At 38.6% G+C, this 23852-nt stretch carries 16 protein-coding genes; 9 read left to right on the forward strand and 7 right to left on the reverse strand.

All coding sequences use genetic code 11. The annotated features are described in order from the left end of the window. The first annotated feature begins 19 nt into the window (after positions 1 to 19). Together ACYSNO_RS00635 and ACYSNO_RS00640 are read left to right on the forward strand one after the other, a co-directional pair. Entirely contained in the window at positions 20 to 1759 is a 1740-nt protein-coding gene (locus ACYSNO_RS00635) for an adenine deaminase C-terminal domain-containing protein (RefSeq protein WP_461729128.1), read from the forward strand. Next, the gene (locus ACYSNO_RS00640) at positions 1743 to 3068 is read left to right on the forward strand and encodes an amidohydrolase (RefSeq protein ID WP_461729129.1); all 1326 of its coding nucleotides are present in this window, start codon (positions 1743 to 1745) and stop codon (positions 3066 to 3068) included. Before ACYSNO_RS00635 ends, ACYSNO_RS00640 begins: the two co-directional genes overlap by 17 nt. A 57-nt stretch (positions 3069 to 3125) precedes the next feature. Here the strand turns inward: ACYSNO_RS00640 and ACYSNO_RS00645 are convergent, their stop codons facing one another. The 4 genes from ACYSNO_RS00645 to lepA all read right to left on the reverse strand — a co-directional run bounded on the left by ACYSNO_RS00645 (position 3126) and on the right by lepA (position 8317). Beyond that, positions 3126 to 4301 carry an AI-2E family transporter gene (locus ACYSNO_RS00645; RefSeq protein WP_461729130.1) on the reverse strand — a complete coding sequence of 392 codons (1176 nt, stop codon included), beginning with the start codon at positions 4299 to 4301 and terminating at the stop codon, positions 3126 to 3128. 291 nt (positions 4302 to 4592) lie between these two features. Continuing rightward, positions 4593 to 4952, reverse strand: a complete 360-nt coding sequence (locus ACYSNO_RS00650; protein ID WP_461729131.1) for a hypothetical protein — start codon at positions 4950 to 4952, stop codon at positions 4593 to 4595. A gap of 18 nt (positions 4953 to 4970) precedes the next feature. Next, a complete protein-coding gene (locus tag ACYSNO_RS00655; protein WP_461729132.1) occupies positions 4971 to 6245 on the reverse strand; it encodes a Y-family DNA polymerase in 1275 nt (424 codons plus the stop codon). A 245-nt stretch (positions 6246 to 6490) separates the two neighbouring features. Continuing rightward, the gene (lepA, locus tag ACYSNO_RS00660) at positions 6491 to 8317 is read right to left on the reverse strand and encodes a translation elongation factor 4 (protein ID WP_461729133.1); all 1827 of its coding nucleotides are present in this window, start codon (positions 8315 to 8317) and stop codon (positions 6491 to 6493) included. Positions 8318 to 8472: 155 nt separating this feature from the next. Here lepA and ACYSNO_RS00665 point away from each other — a divergent pair, with 155 nt between their 5' ends. After that, entirely contained in the window at positions 8473 to 9693 is a 1221-nt protein-coding gene (locus ACYSNO_RS00665; RefSeq protein ID WP_461729134.1) for a GNAT family N-acetyltransferase, read from the forward strand. 23 nt (positions 9694 to 9716) lie between these two features. Continuing rightward, positions 9717 to 10190: a nucleoside 2-deoxyribosyltransferase gene (locus ACYSNO_RS00670; protein WP_461729135.1), complete on the forward strand. Its 474-nt coding sequence runs from the start codon at positions 9717 to 9719 to the stop codon at positions 10188 to 10190. A 15-nt stretch (positions 10191 to 10205) separates the two neighbouring features. On the opposite strand, the gene ACYSNO_RS00675 is transcribed toward ACYSNO_RS00670, so the two are convergent. Next, entirely contained in the window at positions 10206 to 11630 is a 1425-nt protein-coding gene (locus tag ACYSNO_RS00675; protein ID WP_461729136.1) for a helix-turn-helix domain-containing protein, read from the reverse strand. Between the two features lie 264 nt (positions 11631 to 11894). Continuing rightward, the gene (locus ACYSNO_RS00680) at positions 11895 to 12134 is read right to left on the reverse strand and encodes a hypothetical protein (protein WP_461729137.1); all 240 of its coding nucleotides are present in this window, start codon (positions 12132 to 12134) and stop codon (positions 11895 to 11897) included. A gap of 173 nt (positions 12135 to 12307) precedes the next feature. Here ACYSNO_RS00680 and ACYSNO_RS00685 point away from each other — a divergent pair, with 173 nt between their 5' ends. Next, positions 12308 to 12838 carry an ECF transporter S component gene (locus tag ACYSNO_RS00685; protein ID WP_461729138.1) on the forward strand — a complete coding sequence of 177 codons (531 nt, stop codon included), beginning with the start codon at positions 12308 to 12310 and terminating at the stop codon, positions 12836 to 12838. A gap of 111 nt (positions 12839 to 12949) precedes the next feature. On the opposite strand, the gene queG is transcribed toward ACYSNO_RS00685, so the two are convergent. Beyond that, the gene (queG, locus tag ACYSNO_RS00690; protein WP_461729139.1) at positions 12950 to 14107 is read right to left on the reverse strand and encodes a tRNA epoxyqueuosine(34) reductase QueG; all 1158 of its coding nucleotides are present in this window, start codon (positions 14105 to 14107) and stop codon (positions 12950 to 12952) included. A 117-nt stretch (positions 14108 to 14224) separates the two neighbouring features. Here queG and ACYSNO_RS00695 point away from each other — a divergent pair, with 117 nt between their 5' ends. From ACYSNO_RS00695 to ACYSNO_RS00710, 4 genes are all read left to right on the forward strand, one after another. Then, complete coding sequence (locus tag ACYSNO_RS00695) at positions 14225 to 15454, forward strand: M28 family peptidase (protein ID WP_461729140.1); 1230 nt, start codon at positions 14225 to 14227, stop codon at positions 15452 to 15454. 81 nt (positions 15455 to 15535) lie between these two features. Next, positions 15536 to 17023, forward strand: coding sequence for a threonine synthase (thrC, locus tag ACYSNO_RS00700; protein ID WP_461729141.1), 1488 nt, complete (start codon positions 15536 to 15538; stop codon positions 17021 to 17023). A 716-nt stretch (positions 17024 to 17739) separates the two neighbouring features. Beyond that, positions 17740 to 19434 carry a SpaH/EbpB family LPXTG-anchored major pilin gene (locus ACYSNO_RS00705; protein WP_461729142.1) on the forward strand — a complete coding sequence of 565 codons (1695 nt, stop codon included), beginning with the start codon at positions 17740 to 17742 and terminating at the stop codon, positions 19432 to 19434. Positions 19435 to 19459: 25 nt separating this feature from the next. Further along, a complete protein-coding gene (locus ACYSNO_RS00710) occupies positions 19460 to 23851 on the forward strand; it encodes a SpaA isopeptide-forming pilin-related protein (protein WP_461729143.1) in 4392 nt (1463 codons plus the stop codon). The last annotated feature ends 1 nt before the right edge of the window (position 23852 follow it).

A 23852-nucleotide genomic window follows, 5' to 3' on the forward strand; every position in this document is an offset into this window, starting at 1 on the left:
AAAGCAAGGAGAATGGAAGATGAAGGCAGATTTGTTAATCAAAAATGCGTGGGTCTATCAAACACCGACCCGAAATTTTGCGAAAAAGAATGTCGCAATCGCACAAGGGAAGTTTTATTATCTTAGCCCTGCCGACATGGAACATCTCAATGCAATGGAAACGATTGAAGCCGAGGGTCAGTACATGATCCCCGGCTTAATTGATATTCATTTGCATATTGAAAGTTCGATGACGACACCGGCTATTTTTTCAGAAACGGCCTTAGGCTATGGCGTAACGACTGTAGTGGCTGATGCTCATGAAATGGGGAATGTCTTTGGGCTCGACGGCTTGAAGCATTTTATGGCAGCAGAAACGAAGATGGATATTTTTCATGCAATCCCATCTTCCGTGCCATCGACAAGGGTTGATTTAGAAACAACGGGTGGTGTGATTGGCTTAGAAGAGGTCAAAGAACTCTTAAAAAATCCGAAAGTCATCTGTTTAGGAGAGGCGATGAACTTCAAAGGAATTGCCTACGAACCAAATTCCTTGATTCGTCAAATTATTGATCTTTGTAAAAAAGAACGACCAACGATGCCTTTAGAAGGGCATATCCCGAAAATTTATGAAGAAGAATTAGCGGACTTTTTATTAAGTGGGATTTCTTCTGATCATACCCACCAGTTTCCAGAACACTTACTAGAGAAAATCCAAGCAGGGCTCTTCATTCAATTTCAAGACAAATCGATTACACCGGAAAATATGGCGGTAATTCGCGACAATGCCCTATTTGATTTTGCTTGCTTCATTACCGATGACATTATGGTTGATGATTTTTTAGAGGGGCATCTCAATAAAAATTTAATGAAGGCAGTGGCTTGTGGTTTGCCGGTAGAAGAAGCAATCTATATGACAACCTATACCCCGGCTCGTCGGATGAGTTTGCTCGATCGAGGCATGATTGCTCCAGGAAAAGTGGCAGATTTTATGTTAATCAAAAATTTAAAAGCTTTTGAAATTGAAACAGTCTATAAAAGTGGCGAAAAAGTTTTTAGCAAGGGGCAACCTTTTAAGTATCCAGAAAAAGTGGAATCTTTCCCGAAAAATTATTATCAAACGATTGATTGTAAAAAATTAACAAAAGCAGATTTAGATTTACGAATTGCGACGAAACAAGCAGTTGTTCGTTGTAATGTGATTCAAAAACAAGTAGTTGGCACCTTTACTGAACGAATTACGAAAGAAGTGCCTGTCACAAATGGGCAACTGCAGTGGCAAGAGGCAGGACTGGCACAGTTAATCGTCATGGAACGTTACGGGAAAAACGGCAACGTGGCACATGCGCTAATGGATGATCCCTTAAGTGGTGTTGGGGCGATTGGCACAACCTGGGCTCATGATCATCATAATGTGATGTTAATGGGAAATGACCCCGAATCGATTGTTTTGGCTCAGGAGACATTGTTAGAGATGCAAGGTGGTTATGTTGTTGTGGCTGATGGGAAAGTGGTCGCTACTTGTCCGTTACCAATCGGCGGTATTCTTTCGCAAGCACCAATTGAGGAGCTTGGACATGCATTAAAAAAAGTTCGACAAGAAATGAAAAAACTAGGTTATGAAAATGGCAATGAAATCATGTCTTTTTCTACGTTGTCGTTACCTGTCTCACCAGCGATTAAAGTAACAGATAAAGGGATGATGGATACAAAATCACAAATCTTCTATCCACTTGTTTTTCCAGAAGATGGGGTGTTGTTAAATGAAACAGCTAATTAAAAATGTTCATTTATTAACGATGGATGAAAAGATGACAGAAATCCCGCACGCTTTTGTCTTAATCGAAAAAGAGAAAATTGCACGTTTTGGTGAAATGACAGAGGAACTACCTAAGGCAGAAATCGTCATTGATGGTCAAGGTGGCATTTTAATGCCTGGTATGATTAATACGCATACGCATGCAGGGATGGTTCCCTTTCGTTCGCTAGGCGATGACGTCCCCGATCGTTTACGTCGCTTTCTTTTTCCGCTCGAACAGTTTATGACTCCAGCATTGGTCAAGGCATCAAGTAAGTACGCCATGGCTGAGATGCTCTTAGCCGGAGTTACGACCTTTTGTGATATGTATTATTTTGAAGAAGAAGTGGCTGAAGCTGCGGTGGAAATGCAAATGCGTGGTCTTGTAGGTGAGACGATTATTGATATGGCAACTTGTGACTTTCCAACACCTAAAGCAGCTTTAGAATGGACAGAAGGGTTTATTCAACGCTGGCTAGAGCATCCCTTAATTACGCCAATGATTGCTCCTCACGCGACGAATACGAATACAAAAGAAGATTTTAAAGCGATTGTGGCATTAGCTAGTAAGTATCAAGTACCTATTTCAATGCATGTCGCCGAGATGACTTATGAAATGACGGAATTTCAAGAAAAGTACCAGCAAACACCGATTGCTTTTTTAAATGAATTCGGTTTTTTCGATGAACGCCTGATTATGGCTCATTGTTTGTTTATTGAAGAAGGTGATTGGTCTTTGTTACGTCAACATCAGGAGAAGCTTGGGATTGCTCATTGTATTGGAGCGAATACCAAATCAGCCAAAGGTGTTGCACCAGTGAAACGAATGCTCGCGGAAGGCTTGCATGTTGGTTTGGGAACAGATGGACCAAGTAGTGGAAATACACTGGACTTATTCACTCAAATGCGAATGTTTGCAAATTTTCAAAAGACTGATAACGCCGATCGTGGTTTATTTCCAGCAAAAGAAATTGTTCATCTAGCAACAAAAGGTGGCAGTGACGTTTTAGGCCTGGGACACCTCGTAGGGACAATTGAAAAAGGGAAACAAGCGGATTTAACTTTAGTCGAAACACAATCCGTCAATATGTTTCCAATTTATGATGCTTATTCTGCTTTAGTTTATTCAGCGAATAGTAGCAATGTTTCAGCAGTCTGGGTAAATGGGCAGCAACTCGTGCGCGAAAAGAAACTAGTCCACGTGGATGTCAATGAGCTGAGAGAAGCGCTTAGAAAAGAGATGACGGTTTTTGTGGCAGAAGCAAAGAAACGTTCGAAGGACCTGAATTAATGATTCCAAAAAAACGAAAAAACAGGACGATGATTTTTATCACTGTCCTGTTTTTTCTTATTCTTCTGTTGGATCAATCGGCAAGGAAGGCAAGGCTTCTTTTGTTTCTGAAGTTTTGTCACGATCAAGCCAATTCATTGTCACAATTTTAATAATTGCAGCTACTGGTACGGCTAAAAACATTCCTAGCACACCAAAATAAGCGCCCCCAATTGTAATGGAGATAATAATCACGATGGGGTTCAGATTCAAGGAACCTGCCATAATTCGTGGCCCGATGATGTTGCCATCAATTTGTTGTAAGATGGTTAAAGCGATTAAGGTGATTAATGCCAAACTCGGTCCTGTTGTAAACAGAGTCACAACGGCAACAAAGACTGAAGCAAAAATCGAACCAAAGTAAGGGATCATATTTGCGACGCCTAAAAGTAAAGCGAGCGTAATAGCAAAAGGAACTCTTAAGACGCTTAAGATAATCGTAGAAAGCAGTGCAATAATACAAGCATCGAGAAACTGAGAGGTAATAAACTTATAAAAAACTTTGTTCGTTGTTTGCAGCCAGTACTTACTGCTGGTAAAGGTTTTTTCTGGTAGTAGTTTTCCAAAAAAGCGATTGGTAAAATCAAGTAAAGACTCTTTAAAGACTAAAACATAAATAGAGATGACTAAAGTTAGAAAAGTATTTAGAACAAATGAAGAAACCCCCATTGAAAGTTGGCCAATGGAAGCGAGCGAATGCGACCATTGATTTAAAAGCTTTTCAAACGAAAAGGCACCGACTAAAGACGCCACAATATCTTCAATTGAGAAAAACTCTGAAAAACCATTATCTTCAATTTTTGCTGCCACACCCATTAAATAATTAATAAAGGTTGGAAAGAGTTTCAGCAATTCAATCATATTTCGAATCAGCAAAGGAACAATGAAATTTAATAATAAAAAGATCGCTAAAATTAAAAGGCAATACAAAATTAAGACGCTCAAACCATGTTTGTTTTTTTGAATGAATGTATTTTTGGTTTTTCCTAAAAGGGACTTGATTCGTCCTTGCGCACCATTTAAAAGATATGCCAACGCAAATCCCATAATAAAAGGGGAAAGGACTTTTATAAAACTTTTGATTGATGTGAAAATGGCTTGATAATTTGAAACCAGACGGTAACCAATAATGACAAGCATTAAAAAAACGAAACGAATAATCCATTCATTCCAATTGACTTTGATTCTTTTCAAAAGACGTACCTCCATATCGTTAATAAATGATTCCATTTCTTATTATACTTGAAAAAAGATGGAATGAATACAAAAAATGCCGAAGAAGCGGACAGAAGGATAAAACAGAGGCACTTCACCATGTTAACTGGAGTACTTCTCTGTTTTTATGGAACCTATTGATTTTTTCCAGATCAAAAAAAATCCTTTTTGTCCTGCTTACAATCGACCTCATATCGTTTTCCTTTCAGCAGCTAAGGGGGGATTGTCAAAAACTTCTTGTGTAATTTTGCTTCATTCTCGCATCGGACTTTAATCGATACGGGACCATTTCGGATGGTCACGAATTTCAACATGTCTGATGGCATCAAAAATGATTTTTTCACCATCGATAAATAAGCCACTGTGATCAAAGCCTTCGATTTTGCCAACGACCTCTGCGAGATAATTTCCCTCAAGATTGCGTGCTTCTTTTTGAATCGCGACAGAAAGTCCTTTCAATTGTGCTTTAGATAAAACATCATTTCTTTCATTAACGGTCATTTTCCTTTTTTGTTTCGGTTGATGAACAGAGTCATTCATGACGGTTTGTAATTGACGTAGATGTTCCGATAGATACATGCCATTCCATTTGACGATCCCCCGATCAATATACTCTTTCCCATATCCCATAAAATCCCTCCTAAAAAATTAATGACCGCCAATTTTAACTGAACGATCAATCGCAGTTGCATGATCTAAAAGCGAACTGGCGTGAATCAAGGAATGAAAGCCGTATTTATCTCTAATTTTATCTCGTAAATCATTGAGTTTTTCTTGATTTATTTGATTGTCGGGATCAGAAAATAAGTCTAATTGAATACTGGTATTATAAACCAACTTTGAGCAAGTAACGCCGACTTGTCGCACGTGTTTCCCAGGTTGATAATGCGTCTCGAAGATTTGTAAGAGGGAATTGGCAATCAACTTGGTACTATTGGTCTCAGCGATTTTTAGTTGCCTTGAAAACCCTGTTTCACTTTCACTTTTAGAATAACCAATCGATAGACGGACACAGGCTGTTTGCGCTTGGAGTTTTCTTAACCGTGAAGCAACAAGATCACTCATTTCTTTAATAATGACTTGGATGTCACGCTCATTGTTGTAGTCTTTTGGTAGAATTTGCGAGTTACTAATGCTTTTTTCTGTTGGTTGATAGTTGTCACCAATTTGGCTACGGTCAATCCCATTGGCATGGGCGTGTAGTTGAGCACCAATCACTCCCAGCGAATTTTTAAGCGAGTAAGGATCATAGTTTGCTAATTCTTTGACCGTACGGATTCCTTTTTCTTGTAGTCTCTTTTCCATACGACTACCAATTCCCCAAAAGTCGCTTAGATTTTCTATTTGCCAAAGTGTTTGAGTGACATCCTCATAGCGCCATTCTGCAATGGAATGTTCACTCTGTTTTGCCGCATTGTCTAAAGCTAACTTTGCAAGTAGCATATTATCTCCAACTCCAGTAGCAGTATAGATCCCAGTTGCTTCTTGAATCTTCCGCATCATAGCTAACGCAAATAATTTAACATCAACATTTTTATATAAACGTTTAACATTGTCATAACGAATAAATAATTCGTCAATGGAATAAATATGGATGTCTTCGATTGGTACATAGTTTTTTATCGTTTCAATAATTTTTAAATTGATTTCAATGTATTTTTGCATTTGAGGTGGGGCGATAATTAAGTCGGGATGGTCTGGTAATTCAAAACGCCGAGTCACGTTCGAAATGCCTAATACTTCCTTGGCTTTTGGTGAAGCGGATAAAATTAATCCGCTCGGTCGGTCGCCACCACTCATAACGACGAGCATCGTTTCTAACGGATTTAATCCACGCATGACGGCTTCACAACTTGCATAAAAAGAGCGGCAATCGATGCAAAGATAATCACCATGTGGTTCCGCGTCATAATCAAAGTACATGACTTTGTCTCCTTTCGTTCGATTTCTGACTCTATTATACGAACATTTGTTCTGTTTGTGAAGGGGAACAGAAGATAAAAAATGAGAGGGAATAAAAAAACATGTTGAAAGCGCGTCGGATCACGCAATTATAGAAATGGTTTTAAACGATTTTTTATCCCCCATTTTATTTTATGGGGGATAAATGGGGGAAGAAACACAAAAAAGGTCCTAGTCTTTCAACTAGAACCTTGATGTAGCAATCTTTACTCGTCGTCCATCTTCAGAACGGCCATGAAGGCGTCTTGAGGGACTTCCACAGAACCAATCTGTTTCATCCGTTTTTTTCCTTCTTTTTGTTTCTCTAAGAGTTTGCGTTTACGAGAAACATCGCCGCCGTAACATTTGGCAAGAACATTTTTACGTAGGGCCTTGATGTCAGAACGAGCCACAATTTTTTGTCCGATGGCTGCTTGAACAGGCACTTCAAATTGTTGGCGAGGGATTAATTTTCTTAATTTTTCAACAATCGCTTTTCCGCGTTCAAAAGAGAAATTGCGGTGAACAATAAAGCTGAGTGCATCGACTTTTTCAGAGTTTAATAAAATATCCATTTTCACTAAGTTACTTGGACGGTAGCCGGAAATTTCGTAGTCTAAAGAAGCATAACCTTTGGTACTTGATTTTAATTTATCGAAGAAGTCGTAGACAATCTCTGATAGCGGAATATCATAAATCACGTTGACACGATAATCATCCAAATAATCCATTGTCACAAAATCGCCACGTTTTCTTTGCGCTAATTCCATCACAGCGCCGACATAATCGTTAGGAACCATGATTTGTGCTTTGACATAGGGTTCTTCTACGTTCTCAATCTTTACAGGATCTGGGAATTCTGCAGGGTTATCAACCACGACCATTGAACCATCTGTTTGGTTGACATGATAGATAACGGAAGGAGCAGTAGTAATCATATCTAAGTTAAATTCGCGCTCTAAACGTTCTTGGATAACATCCATGTGCAACAAGCCGAGGAAACCACAACGGAAACCAAAACCAAGTGCTTGAGAAGTTTCTGGTTCGAACTGTAAGGCAGCATCGTTTAGTTGAAGTTTTTCTAAAGCTTCACGCAAATCATTGTAACGAGAAGTATCAATTGGGTAAAGGCCACAAAAGACCATCGGGGTCATTTTACGGTAGCCATCCAAAGCTTCTTTTGCAGGATTATTTGCTAGCGTAATTGTATCCCCAACTTGCGTGTCTTGAATCGTTTTAATTGCAGCAGTAATATAACCAACATCGCCAACCATCAAGTAGTCACGATCGACCGCCTTAGGTGAGAAGACGCCAACCTCAATCACATCGAAAGTTTTTCCGTTGCTCATCAGCTGAATGGTATCCCCAGGACGAACAACCCCATCAATAATCCGAATGTTTAAAACAACGCCACGATAAGGATCATAGACCGAATCAAAAATTAAAGCTTTCAGAGGTGCTTCCAAATCACCCGCAGGTGCAGGGACTTTTTCGACAATTTGTTCTAAGATTTCTTCGATGCCAATGCCAGCTTTCGCACTTGCTGGAACCGCCTCGCTAGCATCCAGTCCAATCACATCTTCAATTTCTTTTCGTACACGTTCAGGATCAGCCGCAGGTAAGTCAATCTTATTAATAACTGGTAAGATTTCTAAGTCGTTATCTAAAGCCAAATACACGTTTGCTAATGTTTGTGCTTCAATCCCTTGCGCCGCATCTACCACTAAAATTGCACCCTCACAAGCAGCCAGACTACGAGAAACCTCATAAGTAAAGTCCACGTGTCCTGGTGTATCGATTAAGTGGAAGGTATACGTTTCGCCATCTTTGGCGGTATACGTTAATTCTACTGCGTTTAGTTTGATAGTAATGCCACGTTCTCTTTCTAAATCCATGGAGTCAAGCAGTTGCGCTTGCATTTCTCGGGAAGTGACGGTTTCCGTTTTTTCCAAAATCCGGTCTGCTAAAGTGGATTTTCCATGGTCAATATGAGCAATAATCGAAAAATTTCGAATCAACTGCTGGCGTTTTTTCATTTCATCTAATGTATGCATTCATTTATTCCTCATTTCTATTAGTCAGCTCATCTATTATACCAACGAAAGAAAGAGATTAAAAGCCTTTTGTGTCAACAACACAGTGAAAAAGACAAACAAAGGTGAGTGAGATTTGTTATACTATAAAAAAAGGATGAATGGAGTGCGAACAAATGGAACAAAAGTTTGCGAAAGGATTTGAAATCCGACTGCTAGACGAAAATGATTTAAAGCAGTTTAATGAGTTGTTAAGTTATGTATTTCAAATAACAGAAGCGGATATTGAAGAAAGTGGCTATGCGGACAAACGAGAAATGATTCGATCAAAACGTCCAATTTTAGTCTATTCCAAAGTTTTCGGTTGGTTCGATCAAGATCAGCTCGTTTCACAAATTGCCATTTATCCTTGTGAAGTAAATATTCATGGGAAACAATATAAAATGGGTGGGGTGACAGGAGTTGGGACCTATCCAGAGTATGCGAGACAAGGGCTCATGTTGGAGCTGATTAAAGTGGCACTTGAAAACATGCGAGCAGATGGCCAAACGATTTCTTATTTATATCCCTATAATATTCCGTATTATCGGGAAAAAGGCTGGGAAATCATGTCAGATAAACTTTCTTTTAACATTCGAGGCACCCAATTGCCAAAACATGTGGAAGTTGCTGGTAGTGTCGAGCGTCATTCAGTCGAACATGAAGACGTGCTAGAGGTCTATCAGCGTTTTGCGCAAATGAACCACGGTGCGTTAAAGCGAACGGACTTTCATTGGGAAGAATATTGGCGCTATGAAAATGAGGAAGAGCGAACTGCCGCGATTTATTATGATGCGGATGGAAAGGCGCAAGGAGTTCTTTTTTACTGGGTTGCGGAAGAAATCTTTCACGTAAAAGAGATGTTTTACTTAAATCAAGAAGCACGAAATGGGCTTTGGAATTTTATCGGTGCGCATTTTTCGATGGTTTATCAAATTGAAGGCGATATTTATAAAAATGAACCTTTAGCTTTTCTTTTGGAAGATAGCAAAATAAAAGAAAGAATTTCACCGTACTATATGGCAAGAATTGTGGACGCGGAAGCATTCTTAAAAGAGTTTCCTTTTAAGTCTTTTAAAAAACCTTTTCATTTTGTGCTTTCTGATCCTCTTGCGGATTGGAATCGCGGCATTTTTGGTTTACAATGGGACACAGACACAAAACAAGTAATCGTCTCACGAGAGGCAATCGGAGAAGCCGTACACTTGGACATTCAGACATTGACTTGTTTATTAATGAATTATCGTCGTGCAGCCTATTTGTCGTTAGTCGAACGCATTCAAACGACAAAAGAGACTTTGCGGATTTTAGAAGAAATTATTCCGGATAATGCCGCTTATTTTAGCGACTATTTCTGATGGAAGAGGAGAAGAGAAGAAAAATGAATATTTATTTTGCAGCGCCAATGTTTGCACAAAGCGAGCGTTTCTATAATGAAGTGTTGGTTCAATCAATCCGTCAAGAGTTCCCGACATTGAACATCTATTTGCCGCAAGAAAATTTAGCGATTAATGATAAAACAGCTTATGCCAATAGTGAGATGATTGCTTTAGCCGATACGGAAAAAGTGCTAGCTAGCCACTTGATGATCGCAGTCCTCGACGGGCTATCGATTGATCCCGGAGTGGCTTCAGAAATAGGTGTGGCTTACGCCAAAGGTATTCCAATATTAGGCTTGTATACAGATAGTCGTCAACAAGGTGGCGAACATCCAAAAAAAATTGCTGCTTTAACGGAGATTGCCGAAAATCAATTCCATTATTTGAATTTGTATACGACGGGATTAATTAAATTAAATGGAAAAATTCTTTCGAGTCAAGCAGACTTATTAAAGGAATTGCAAAAAAGAATCTAAAAAAGATTCGACAGCCTACTGATAGTAGTTGTCGAATCTTTTTTCCATTGCATAGAAATCATTTGATGAAAGGCTAGGTTCCAGTAGGATCATTTTTCCCTCCGGTATGTCAATCAATAAGGAAGGCGTGTAGGTTGTTAAAATAAAGTCTGCTTCTTCTACTTTTTCAGTGAATGTCAGCACATACTTATTTGCTAGCGCATCGCTGATTTTTTGTTCCATTAGTTTTTCTAAAGCATACATTAAATTTGTATCCATAAATAATTTGATTTTTGGTAAATAATGATCAATTGGAATGAGTGATTGACAGATAAATAAGTTATTCATCTTTGTTTGCTGTAACTCAAAATCTGGATGAAGCTGTGTATATGCTTCCCAAAAATCAGAAAAAATATGATAATAGCGTGGGTGAGCGATTTCAAGGTGATGTAAGGTTTTAATCGTATAGGCACTAAAAAAAACATAGTTGATTTTTAGGACGCTAAGAGTTAAGTGTTCTCGTAATAAATTTTGAGAAACTTGTTTTTTCTGCTCTGATTTTAATGGTGTAAAGTGTTTTTCAAACAGCTGAAGCCAGTCCAAATAAAGTGGGGACTTGAAAAAAGTTTCTCTGAAAGATTTTTTGATTTTTAGATCAAGAGAAGAAAATGCAGTGCTGTAGATGGTTAAGAAAAAATAAATCCAGTCATTTTCATCCCAGTGGGCCAAGAAAAAGGGCTTTTTCGGAAAATCGATTTGCTCAATGAGCGCTTGGGATTCATTCTGAAAGAAAACTGCCCGTCCTCGACGAATTGCTTGTTCATTCACAAATGAAGTAAGCGCAATACTCTCAATGTAGCTATGATTCGTTGGTAGTTTAAGGTAATTGGCAATTTTCATGGCTTGCTTGAGATAAAATTCCTGGTTATCAACCCAGTCAATATTTGAGAATTGTCGATGGGCTAGCGACAGCATTAAAATCGTGAGCGACCGTCGCATCGCTTCACTACCAAATATTTTGATTTGATGAGAAACCGTCATATGTAAATCGTAGCCATTGATAATTCGATTCATCTGTGCCAACTGTCTACGTAATTTTGAATTACTGATACTTAATTGATCACACAAAGCAGCAGTGTCAATCGTTTCAGTAAAAATGAAATGTTTGACAGTGATATAGGGTAGCTCTTTTTTTATCAACGATTCGATGATTTTTTGTAGGTTGTTTGTTTCTCGGACCAGTTGAATCCCACGTCTTTTATCGATTAAAATCGCGACATCCCCTTGTGGGTAGCATTCCTTGACTTCTTGTTGAAGTTCATGACATTTTTTTTGGAGCGTGGACAGGCTAATTTGGGGGAAATCAACCAGGAGTTCATAAAAATAGATGGGCTTAGATTGATTATCCAAGACTTCAAGAATATCTCTTTTTAACCACACGTCTTTCGTAATTCGAAACAAGTAATATAACCACCTTTAATATGATATTGATTAGTATGTTAAGCGTATTAGCTTTGTCAAATCTATCGGTCACTATTTTTAAAATTTAAGAAAATAAGGTAAAAAAACGTTCTTACTGTGTATCGATGATTCTCAGTATGATTCAAAAAAAAGGAAAAGTCTAGGCTTTATTTAAGGTTTTAGCGAAAAAATAGCAGAAATACCTTCCCAAGTTGATAGAATCGGGAAGGTATTTTTTATTTTGACTAAGAGCGTCAAAGGTTATTATTGTGGTGCTTGATTGTTAAATTTTGCTTGTTTTGAAGCAGCAAGCTCGATAATCCCTTGCTCATCCAAAAGTTGTTTCTCTTTGGCGTCAGTTGGAACAACGTTAGAGTCTTCTTTTTCCGTATCAGGCGCATCATCTAAGTTTAATTCTTTTTCCATCTGGTCTAGTTTTGCAAAGGGACGTCGTTCTTTTTCTTCTTTTGCTAATTCACTTAAGCGATCAATTGGATCATTCATGAGTTTGCCTCCTTTAAGAATTGATAGAATGGACTGAAATTACTCTACAGTTCCATTCTACCAAGAAATCTTTCATTTTTCTAATGAAAAGCCTTTCAAAAAAAGGAGGGGAACGAAGGATTGATTTTTTGACGATGTATGGTATCTTTTTGAAAGGGAAAGGAGCACAAAAAATGTTTCGAAAAAAGACAAAGACATTTACTACGCAAGAAATTGCTTTTTTATCACTTTTAACAGCAGCCTGTGTTGTAGGGCGGCTGATGTTTCAATTTATTCCAAATGTACAACCGATGACGGTTTTATTTTTAATAGTTACCTTACAATACGGGATTTCTCGTGGCTTGATTGTGAACGTATTATCCTTGCTCATTACGAACTTTTATTTAGGGATGGGCGTTTGGACGATTTCTCAAATACTTTCATTTAGTGTCATTATTCTTCTCTTTGGCCTATTGACCCACATCTCCTTGTTCAAGCGCGCCGTCGGTCTTCAAGTTTTCTATAGCCTGCTGGCAGGGTATTTGTATGGTTTCCTCATGGCAATCATTGATACTCAGATTTATGGCTTGACGAATTTTTGGGTATATTACTTTGCTGGGATCTCATTTGATACATTACACGCGGTGGGAAACGCTGGATTTTATCTCATCCTCTATCCTATTTTTAAGCGACTTTTTCAAGCAGAGTCATTGGAAAAAGCCTGATTTTTTGAACGAAGGCTATACGAATGATTTAAAAGATTAAAATAAAAAAAGATAACCCATTTTTCGGCAGGCGGTTATCTTTTTTTATTTGGAATTATTTTTTCAAACACCTTATTTGCGACGCGGATTTTTAAACGTTTCAAAAGCTTCTTCAATTTCATGTAAGACTTCTTCATCGGTTTCTTTTTCTTTCAGTTTTTGAAAGAGAGCAATCGTCTCATCTGGTTGTCGCTTGGTTAACTCAGCGATGGCCCAAACAGCAGTCCCGCGAATGACCGGACGAGGATCCTCCAGACACTGGATAATCGTTGGCAATGCTTCACGTCCACCAAGATTGGCTAGTGCAATCAGCGCATTGCGTTGAAGCGGTTTTTTGCCGCGCCAGGAACCTGCAAGTCGTCCGAATTGTTCCTTAAATGCTCGATTGGAAAGTGTCAAAATCGGTTCCAATTTAGGAAACACTTCATCGATAACGGGTTCCATCTCCTTATGGAAGTGGAAGTCGACGCCTTGATTATAGGGACAAACAAGTTGGCAAATGTCACAACCATAAACGACATTTCGCGTTTTTTTTCGAAATTCTCGCGGCATCATGCCTTTGGTTTGGGTTTGATAGGATAAACATTGTTTTGCGTTCATTCGGCCATCACCAAGAAGGGCACCTGTCGGACAGGCTGTGATACAACGCGTGCAGTCACCACAACCATTTTCGACGGGAGTATCTGGCTCAAATTGAATATTCGTCGTAATTTCACCGAGATAAACAAAAGAACCGAACTCTTTCGTAATTAGCAGGCCATTTCGTCCGATAAATCCAAGACCTGCGCGCTGGGCGACAGCTACATCAATGTATTCTCCAGTATCGACTTGTGGAGCAAAGCGCCAATCATTTTTCTCTTCTTCAGATTTTGCTTCACTTTGAATATAGGCAATTAACTTCTTCAAGCGATCTTGTAAAATAAAATGATAATCTTCTCCCCAAGAGGCACGTGCGAATTGTCCACGTTTGACATCGCGCGGCACTTCACCGTGGAATTTGGTGGGGTAAGCAAGAGCGATAGCAATAATACTTTGAGGCTTGTCAAAAGTAAGTTCAGGATATAAACGTTCATCAATATTTTGATGTTCAAATCCGGAAGTAAACCCTTTTTCTTTTTGTTCAATTAAAGAGCCCTTCAAGTGGTCAAAAGGTTCCGCGGTTGTAAAACCGATTTTATCAATACCGAGTTCCTGACTTTTTGCAATAATTTTTTCTTTCAGTGTAATCAAGAAGGGACCTCCTATTTCTTTTTTCTCTTTCATACTATAACATAAGAATTTGATTTGTTTCTAGTCTTTAAGAACGGTATACTAAATAGTAATAACGAAAAAGGGAGTGTCAAACGATTGGAAAACTTAGCACTTTTAGAAAAATTATCTTTTGAACGAGTGGCAGGATCAAAAGAAGAATATCGTGCAGCCATGATTATGAAAGAAGAAATTGAAAAGTTAGGTCTAACAGCAGAACTCGAACCTTTTGAAATTGAGTTTCCTGAAGAAGTTACTGCAACTTTTGAAGTGACCCAGCCAGTAAAACAAAGCTTTACGGTAACAGGAGTCGGCATGGCGGGCGTAACCGATGGCTTAGAAGCAGACTTTTTTTACGGTGATGATTTAGATGATATCAGTTTAAGCCAAATGAAGGGGAAAATTGTGCTTTTTAATGGTGGGTTACGTTATGCCGCCTACAAAAAAATTGTTGCTGCAGGGGCAGTTGGTTTTGTGACATTTAACGGAAGTCTCTATGATGAGACGGTTGATTTAGAAGAGCGCTTTTTGCGACCGAAATTGCAGGAGTTAGGGAAGTTGCCTGGCGTAACGATGAGTATTCATGACGCAGAAGCGCTTGTGCGTTTAAAACCAGAAAAAGTAAAACTTACCGTTCATGGAAAAGAATGTACGCGTACTTCTCATAATCTAGTTGTAACCTTACCTGGTGAAATAGAAGATGAAATCATTTGTTTTTCGGGACATTACGATTCTGTTCGTCACTCAAATGGGGTCTACGACAATGCGACTGGTGCGGTAGCGATTTTGGATTTCTTAAAACATTTTAGCCAAACGAAACCGAAGCGGACACTTAAATTTATTTGGTGTGGGACAGAAGAACGTGGCTTGTTGGGAGCGACCGCTTATGTCAAAGCACATGAAGAAAAGCTTGAAGACTATAAACTAAATATTAATCTCGATATGTTGGGTGTCGTGTTAGGTAAAGACATTGCTTGTGTAACGGGGGAAGAGGCCGTGACGCACTACATTGATTTTGTCGCTAAAGAGTTAAACTTTGCAATTAAGACATCAACTGGCGTCTACCCAAGTGATTCCACACCTTTTGCAGATGGTGGCATTCCAGCTATCACGTTTGCGCGTGGTGCAGCAGGTGGTGGAGCGGAGATTCATTCGAAGAAAGATGTCATTGATTTTATTAGTGTCGAAAGCTTCAATCAAACCGTTGACTTCATTATTGCTTTTGCTACGCGTGTCATTGAAGCGGAGGTTTTCCCGATCCCAAGAAAGATGCCTGAAAAGATGAAAGAAGCGCTAGATAAATACTTGCTACGTAAAATTGAAGATTAAAAACGTTCTTTCACTAGTTCTTTAGAATGAAAAATGATAGAATGATGAAATTAATAAGAAAAATTCTAAGGAGTTGAGGGAATGCCCCTATTATATCAAAGTACGAGAGATGAAAAAAACATTGTGACGGCTTCACAGGCAATTTTGCAAGGACTTGCAACCGATGGGGGGCTTTACGTCCCAACACAATTACCTGCGATTCATTTAGATTTTGAAAAACTGGCAGGACAGAGTTATCAGGAAGTGGCCGTGTTGATTTTACAAGCTTTTCTACCTGATTTTACACCCGAAGAAATTCAAGCTTGTGTGACTGGTGCTTACGATGAAAAATTTACGGATACGAGCATAGCACCGCTAGTAAAAAAGGGCAAGGACTATTACTTAGAGCTGTTCCACGGTTCGACTTTTGCGTTTAAAGATTTGGCGTTATCTATTTTACCGTATTTAATGACGACTGCAGCAAAGAAAAATAACGTCAACAAAGAAATTGTCATTCTAACAGCAACCTCAGGGGACACTGGAAAAGCAGCGATGGCAGGTTTTGCGGATGTTCCGGGGACCCGTATCATTGTTTTTTATCCTGAAAAAGGTGTGAGTAAGATTCAAGAGACACAAATGGTCACACAAAAAGGAGCCAACACTCATGTGGTTGCAGTGAAAGGAAACTTTGATGACGCACAGACGGCTGTGAAAGAAATGTTTAACAACCCGTCTTTAAATGAAGCTCTGGCCGAGAATCAGCAACAATTTTCTTCGGCAAATTCAATGAATATTGGTCGGTTATTGCCACAAATTGTTTACTATGTATACACTTATGCGCAATTAGTGAAATCAGGTGAAATAATGGTCGGAGAAGCAATCAATGTTTCGGTTCCAACAGGCAATTTTGGAAACATTCTAGCTGCCTACTATGCCAAACGCATCGGTGTACCAATTAACCGATTACTCTGCGCTTCAAACACAAACAATGTTTTAACAGATTTCTTTGCTTCGGGGGAATACAATCGTAAACGACCGTTTCATTTAACGACCTCCCCTTCAATGGATATTCTCGTTTCAAGCAACTTAGAACGTTTGATTTATCATCTGTCAGGTGAGGATGCGAAGCAAACAAAAACTTGGATGGACGCGTTAACGACAGAGGGGCGTTACGAAATCACTAAAGAAATGCATGCAGAGTTGGCTGAATTTTATGGTGCTTTTGCAACGGAAGAAGCAGTTAATGCAACGATTCGAGAGGTTTTTCAGTCGCAAGACTATGTGATTGACCCTCATACAGCTGTTGCGAAAAATGTAGCGGACCAATTGACTGCGAAGACAGCTGATTTAACGAAAACGGTGATTGTATCTACTGCGAGTCCTTATAAATTTCCAAGAACCGTTGTGGAGTCTATCACAGGGAAGACCTCGCAAGTAGATGACTTTACGTTGGTTTATCAACTTGAAAAATTAACGGGTCTGACTTTACCCCAAGCAGTAAAAGAATTACCGGCATTACCGGTTTTACATCATAAGGTCGTGGAAGTCTCGGCGATGCAACAAGCAGTTGAACAGATTTTAAGTATATAAGAATAACGTCTCACTTTACTAGAACGTTTAGTAAAGTGAGACGTTATTCTTTTTTGCAACGAAATAGAGGAAAGGAATTGATATAAAAAATGATTCATGATTGTGATTCACTGCTAGGTATTTTCTAATAATTCTATTATTTTAGGTATTCGCTATTTATAAAAAGAAAAAGGAACTAATGTTCGGAAAATCTGGTGATATGGAAGTTTAGTCAAAGCTTAAATTTACTGAAAAAATAATTTGTTCAGATTTCAGTATTGATTAAGTAAAAATGAGGTCATGAGTTAAAGGTTAGATCCATGCTAATATTATCCATATATTAATGATTGAAACTTCGATAAATGGACACCGTTTTTTAAAGGAGGGTTAGAAACTCTGAATATGAAGAGGATACTTATTATCAGTTAGAATAGACTTTTTTTATTTACCTATTTAATTGTTATAGACCAAATCATTATAGAAAATGTTTTATTCTAAAGAAAGGGGAAAATTAACATTAATTGATAATTTTTAACCTCGATTCTAACAGACACAATTCTTCTTTACTATGTTAAAAATGAGCTGCTTTAATCAGACTATAGTTTGAAAATAGCTTCTTAGAATTCAAAAATGATTCAAGTAAGTATAGAAATAATTCTAATCCTTTAATCATTAAAAGATGGTATCATTATTGCTTTTTCGTTATTAATTAAAAAAGTTTGAAAGGGAGAATAATTATGAATAAGAAAAAATTGTTGGCAAACATTACGATTTGTACAGCGCTATTGGCTTCTGCTCCGATTAGCTTACTTGCGACCAATGTAGTACACGCAGAACAGACAATCAGCTCAAATCCAATCGCAGATGAAACAACAGAAAGAACCTTAACAATTTGGAAGTATCAAGTAAAAGATTCTTCAGAGTTGGGAGATCGTGGAGAAGGACTAGAACAAGTTGTTGATAAAACTCCACTCCCAGGAATTAAGTTTTCAATTCAAAAAGTAACAGGAACAAATTTAAAAAATCCGTTGAAGGATACTTATACTCCAGTTGGTGAGGCTGTTACAGTTATAACAGGTGAGGATGGAAGTGTTAAGCATTCGTTTGGTACGGGAACAGCTGGAGATGGTGTGTATTTAGTAACAGAATTAGCAGATGACCGCCCGGGAGATGGACCGAAAATTGCAAAACCAGCAGACCCGTTTTTTGTATATATTCCACAAACTCATCGTGAAGATACAGGAAAATTAATTTATGATGTTGAAGTACAACCAAAAAATATTTTAGAGTCTTTATTAGAACCAGATAAAACGATTGAAGGTGAAAAAGCTTATTCAATTAAGGCTGGTGAGCAGTTTGATTGGGAAGCAGCAGCAAATATTCCTGTCGGTCTGCACCAAGTACCCGCACAAGATATGGTGATTACACCTGTTTATGATAAGGATGGTCTTCAAATTGAAGATATTGAAGTCAAAGAAGGTGAAGATGTTTACGCGGATTATTTTACAATGTCAGACACATTAAATAAACAATTGTTACTTGACGATGTAAAATTACAAATTGGTGACAAAGACGATGCTGACAGTTGGGTAGATCTAGTTTTAGGTACAGATTATACGGTAACAGTTGATGGAGAGTCTCAAACGACGCATCCAATTACAAGTGCAACAACAGAGGATAAAGAAGTAGTTGTGAACTTAACTCAAGCAGGTATGAAAAAAGTAGCTGCAACAATTACTACACTACCACAAATTCGCGTAGTTTACACAACGCATGTGGATAAAGATTATAACGGCGTGATTGCTAATAACTTTAAAGTAAATTTCCTTTCACCTGGGCTCAAGCCGGTTGAAACAGAAACCCCAGATCCAGAAGATCCAGAGAATCCAGATCCAGAAGACCCGTCTTATCCAAAAGTATATACTGGTGGATTTGATATTTTGAAAACAAAAGAGGGAACAGAAGAAGAAAGAGCAGTTTTAGCAGGAGCAGAATTTCATATTGCAAGCTCAAAAGAAAATGCAGATGCAAAAGTATTTTTAGCAAGTGATGGAAAGTCTTATGCATTTGATGCGGAGCTGCCAACAGGTGTGACATTCTTGAAATCTATTTCTGATGAAAACGGATTAGCGGAATTTAATGGTTTGGAGTTAGATGTTGCAGATAAGAAAGAAGATATTAAACGGTCTTATTGGGTAGTTGAAACAAAGGCACCTGCTGGGTTTGAGTTACTGAAAGAAGCGAAAGAAGTTATTGTTGATTTAAGTACTCATGAAGACGAAACAATTGAACTAGAAGTTGTTAATAAGCCGAAAACAGACTTGCCATTCACAGGTGGTGAAGGGGCAACGCTTTTAGTGACAATCGCTTTAGGAGCAATCACAATTGGTACAGTAGCAATCTTGATTGACAAAAAACGTCGTCACGTATAATTGAAGAAGAAAGGAAGGACTGACAATGCATAAAAAAAGTTCACGCTTGTTTGTCTCTGTTCTCCTTTTAGGTACGATCTTACTGGGGCAACTTTTCTCGTTGCCTCAGTTCTTGCCACTAAAAGCTTCTGAAAAAGACCAGTCTCTTGTTAAGGTGGCTTTAGATGGAGAAGAAGTGGCTAAAGAAAATGCATGGACTCGGGAGAAGCAAGTCCTAGTTTCAGTGACCGGAGAAAAGAGTGGTTTTTATCAACTTCCGATTACCCCAAAGATTCAGGTGACACCAGTCCTATCATATGAGAGACCAGAACCCTTATCTGATCCTGCGTATTATTTAGAAAGTACTTTTGACGTGGATGATTGGCAGGCTTCATTTTTTGAAGCACAAACTGAAGTAGAACAAGTAAATGATTCAATGGAAGAAGTAGGAGATTCAACAGGCTTTTCAACAGTAGAAAACAAAAGTAAGTCATCGGATGATTTGAAACCTGAAGTTTTGCCACCTGTCTTTACCCTAGATGAAAAGGGAACTACCGGTGCACTTTACTTTTATCTAGAACGAGGAGAAACCCAAAGTTTTCTCGTGAAACACTTAGAGGAAAAAGACATATCCATCAACATTCAAAATGTTCCTTTTAGAGAAGAAAAGGGAGAAAGTTTACAACAAACGCTCTATTCTTATCGAGGGTTAGTAGGAGAATCTCAACGTTTATTAGAAATAGAAGATGAAAAAGAAGCTTCTGCGTCTGTGACAGTAGAAACGGAGGGGGACTTGTCAGAATCTTCTTTTAAAAAGGAACCAGTTACCTCGTTGCCAGATAAAGAACAGACACAAGAAACGGGAGATGCTTCTTCTCAACAAGACGATCAAAGTGCCTTGTCACGTTTTGAAATTTTTACAGATAAAGACACCTATCTAGTTGGCGAACAAGCGGTGGGATATGTTGCGTTAACGATGAACCAAGGGACAGGAAACTTAAAAGATGCGGTAATTGAAATTCGCATCCCAAAAACTTTTATTGCAGAGAAACCTAGAGGGTCAAGTTTCGCTTTAGCAAGTAATGTTGAACTGGATGAAACAGATCCGGATGATTACATTATTCGTTATCAAGTACCGATTATTGAAGCAGGTTATGAAGGGCAAATACCTTTTAGTTTTAAGGTTTCTGCAGGTATGACACCAAAAGGATACAAGCTACCGATTACCGCAGTCATCAAGGATGCTAATGAAGTAGAGCAAGCAAAGGCAGAAACAAAAGTTCCGTACACAACCAATGATCCAACATTGACAAAATATGTAAAATCCGATACAGGTTCTTGGACTTCTATTAACGGCGAAGCAATTACAATTGGTTCTAAAGATCCTGACAATCCGGACTATTTTCCAGGAAAAGATCAGTTAGATCTTTTGACACCTGTTTCTTATCGTTTCCATTTTCTAAATGATGGATTGAAGACTACGACGACCGGTAGACGAACGTTTGAATATTGGGAAATCATCGATAAATTACCTGAAGGCGCTCTATTTCGAACAGAGGATAATCCAGAATGGAGTTATAATCCTGATACAAGAGAAGTTACTTATCGTGGGGACTTAACTTTTTCTACGACAGGTGCACTTCTGAATAATTATAGTCCGGAACTAAAACTATACTATCCTGAAGCTAAGTTGGACCAACGTTTTACCAACACGGGATCAGCAACTTTTACTCCTTATCAAAAACCTGATTACGAAGAAAAAATAGTAAAGACTGATGATATCTATCATACAGTCGTAGAATTGAAGCGTCCGACAGGTTACATCGTCTCTAAAATGGGGGGGGGATCTGTTTACGATGTATTGGAGGAAAAGGAAAAATATATTGTTTCTTGGCAAAGTTATATTTACAATCCATCTAATACGACAGTGAGTCCAGAGGCCATGGAGAATTTAGTGATTCGAGATTATAATCAAGACAATCAACTGGCCTTTAAGGAAGTTCGAGTCTGGAGTAGTTCTATATCTAGTAATAGTGAGAACTTAACGAAGCCTGAAAACTACCATTATCAAGGAACTGTTACCTTGACGGCCTTGTTAGAAGATGGATCGATGGTTCTTCTTACAGAGGACTATGTGCCAATGTATTCTGGAACAACTCAATCGTATTCTTCTCCTTGGTTAACCATTCCAGCAGATACCAAAGAAATCCTCATGACGTCGAATAAGGGGGGGACATTGGCACCAGGTGGATCCGTAAACCTTATGATTAACAGTGTGTACCGAGATCCTGAAAAAACGACTTTGAAAGATCCAACGGTAAGAGGTACTATGCGAAATTATGCCCAATTCTCTGGAAATTATGTGAATGGTGGGCATCAATGGACAGGTTCTGGTAATGGTTATCATACTTTGAAACCAATTAATCCCTATATTGCTTTAATTAAGTCACGAAATGGTCCAAGTCCAACCTTTGTTTATGATATGCACAACTACACCTTAGACATGAGACATTTTAATGACGTACCAAACCAACGGGTAGAATCACCCGTCTTGTTGGATTTACTCCCTGTAGGATTCAATTATATTCCAGGGTCGGCGAACATAACTCGGCCAAGTGGTACGCGTTATATTTACGACGAATCGATTCCAAGCAATAAAGAACCAGAAATTATTCCTGATTTTGAAGGGACTGGTCGAACCGCTTTACGTTGGCGATTATCAAGCTATTATTCGAATCAAAGTACAATTGGTTCGTCTTATGCTATTCCTTATCGAATTACCTATCAAACTCAAGTGACAGAGCTTGCGCAAGAAGGTAGTAATACTAATAACGCTTACCTAGGTTGGGATAATAATAATGAGATTCGTGCATCAAGTACTGCCTCAGGAGGGACGACAGATATTTATGACGTCAATGAAAATGGCGATCGGACAGATAAGATTGCAGCAGATAGTAAAACCGTTGATTATCGTTCACCAATCGAGTTAATTGCTACAAAAGAGGTTCAGGGAAACTTGGATAATGGATACGTTTTTAATCCTCAGTCAGGAAAGACAGAAATAGCCTCTAGTGGTTTTTATCGTTTGAGAGTCTTAAATAATTCACTACACGATGCTCAGCATGTAGAAATCTTAGATGTCTTGCCTTTTGTAGGGGATAAGACTGTCGGAAAAGATGATCAAGGAAATCCCTACAATCGAGAATCGGAGTTTCCAGTCACTCTAAGTGGACCAATCCAAGTGCCGCTCAATTATAAGGCATATTACAGTATGGACTCTCCTACCCAAGATGATTATGGCGCTTTTTATGAAACGGCAACATGGCAAGAAACCGTCCTTGACTTTAGTCTTGTTCGGGCTTTTAAAGTTGTACTGAATGAGGAAGATACATTTTATCGGGGAGATCGCTTACAAGTAACGGTTCCAATTAATGCTGCGAAAGATTATGAGCTAACCACAGGACAAAAAGCAAACAACTCCTTTGGGGTATCTACCGATCCATTTGGTTCAACCAGCCATCGGTACTTTGAATCGAATAATGCAGCGATTGAAATTGTTCGTTACAAAGTCAAGGGCACGGTCTTCCATGACAAGAATTTAGACAGTACGATTGGAGACCTGATGGTAGAACCGAGGTTTGACAAACACTTAGTTGTCTTAATTGATGAAGAGGGCCAACCCGTCTTGAATTTAGAAGGACAACCGATTACTGCTCTAACTGATACAGAAGGAAAATATGAAATGGATATTTTTCGTCAAGGAATGTATCGTATTCGTGTTTTACCTCCGGAAAGTTATGTGTTAACTACACCAAAAGATGGAGAAACCCAATCAAATATTTATTACGAAATTTTTGATGAAGAGGAAGCTACGTATCAATCTAAATCTTTTCCATTAAATCCAACGAACCCGTTGGCCATTCGGAACGCAGGATTCTACAAACCAACGCGTCCAATTTATCTATATAAATATGATGAATCGACTTTAACGGACACAAACGGGAATGGGGAAATTGATGACGCAGATCGTCGTCAAGGGACTCCTTTATCCGGAGCTGTCTTTGAGATTTATGAGGGAGATGTTGTTGATCCTGCGAAGCAGTTGAAAGATGAAGACGGCCAAGCTATTCAAATCGTAACTGGTGCTGATGGTAAGTCTTCTTTTGATGGAAAACTGAGCGGAGACTATGTCCTTGTCGAAGTTAAAGCACCTGAAGGGTTTGAACTCGCGAAAGAACCAATAATACTTAAGAATGTGGATACAGAGATGGATTCTGATCTTTGGATTTACATTGGCAATCGTGAGCAAACGGAGCTACCTTTTACAGGAAGTAATCGTCCGATAGAGCAAATCTTGATTGTTTTTACTTTCTTGATGTTATCAGGCATGTTTGCCTCCGCTTATTTATTCTATCCGAGAAGAAAAGGAGGAGTTTAGT

This window comes from Enterococcus sp. LJL98 (genome assembly GCF_054871745.1).

Coding starts and splice junctions, on each gene's coding strand:
- ACYSNO_RS00680 (WP_461729137.1), bottom strand. CDS start 12,134: ATGAATGATCCAATTGATCGCTTAAGTGAATTAGCAAAAGAAGAAAAA.
- ACYSNO_RS00640 (WP_461729129.1), top strand. CDS start 1,743: ATGAAACAGCTAATTAAAAATGTTCATTTATTAACGATGGATGAAAAG.
- ACYSNO_RS00705 (WP_461729142.1), top strand. CDS start 17,740: ATGAATAAGAAAAAATTGTTGGCAAACATTACGATTTGTACAGCGCTA.
- ACYSNO_RS00670 (WP_461729135.1), top strand. CDS start 9,717: ATGAATATTTATTTTGCAGCGCCAATGTTTGCACAAAGCGAGCGTTTC.
- ACYSNO_RS00665 (WP_461729134.1), top strand. CDS start 8,473: ATGGAACAAAAGTTTGCGAAAGGATTTGAAATCCGACTGCTAGACGAA.
- ACYSNO_RS00650 (WP_461729131.1), bottom strand. CDS start 4,952: ATGGGATATGGGAAAGAGTATATTGATCGGGGGATCGTCAAATGGAAT.
- thrC (WP_461729141.1), top strand. CDS start 15,536: ATGCCCCTATTATATCAAAGTACGAGAGATGAAAAAAACATTGTGACG.
- lepA (WP_461729133.1), bottom strand. CDS start 8,317: ATGCATACATTAGATGAAATGAAAAAACGCCAGCAGTTGATTCGAAAT.
- ACYSNO_RS00655 (WP_461729132.1), bottom strand. CDS start 6,245: ATGTACTTTGATTATGACGCGGAACCACATGGTGATTATCTTTGCATC.
- ACYSNO_RS00710 (WP_461729143.1), top strand. CDS start 19,460: ATGCATAAAAAAAGTTCACGCTTGTTTGTCTCTGTTCTCCTTTTAGGT.
- ACYSNO_RS00635 (WP_461729128.1), top strand. CDS start 20: ATGAAGGCAGATTTGTTAATCAAAAATGCGTGGGTCTATCAAACACCG.
- ACYSNO_RS00685 (WP_461729138.1), top strand. CDS start 12,308: ATGTTTCGAAAAAAGACAAAGACATTTACTACGCAAGAAATTGCTTTT.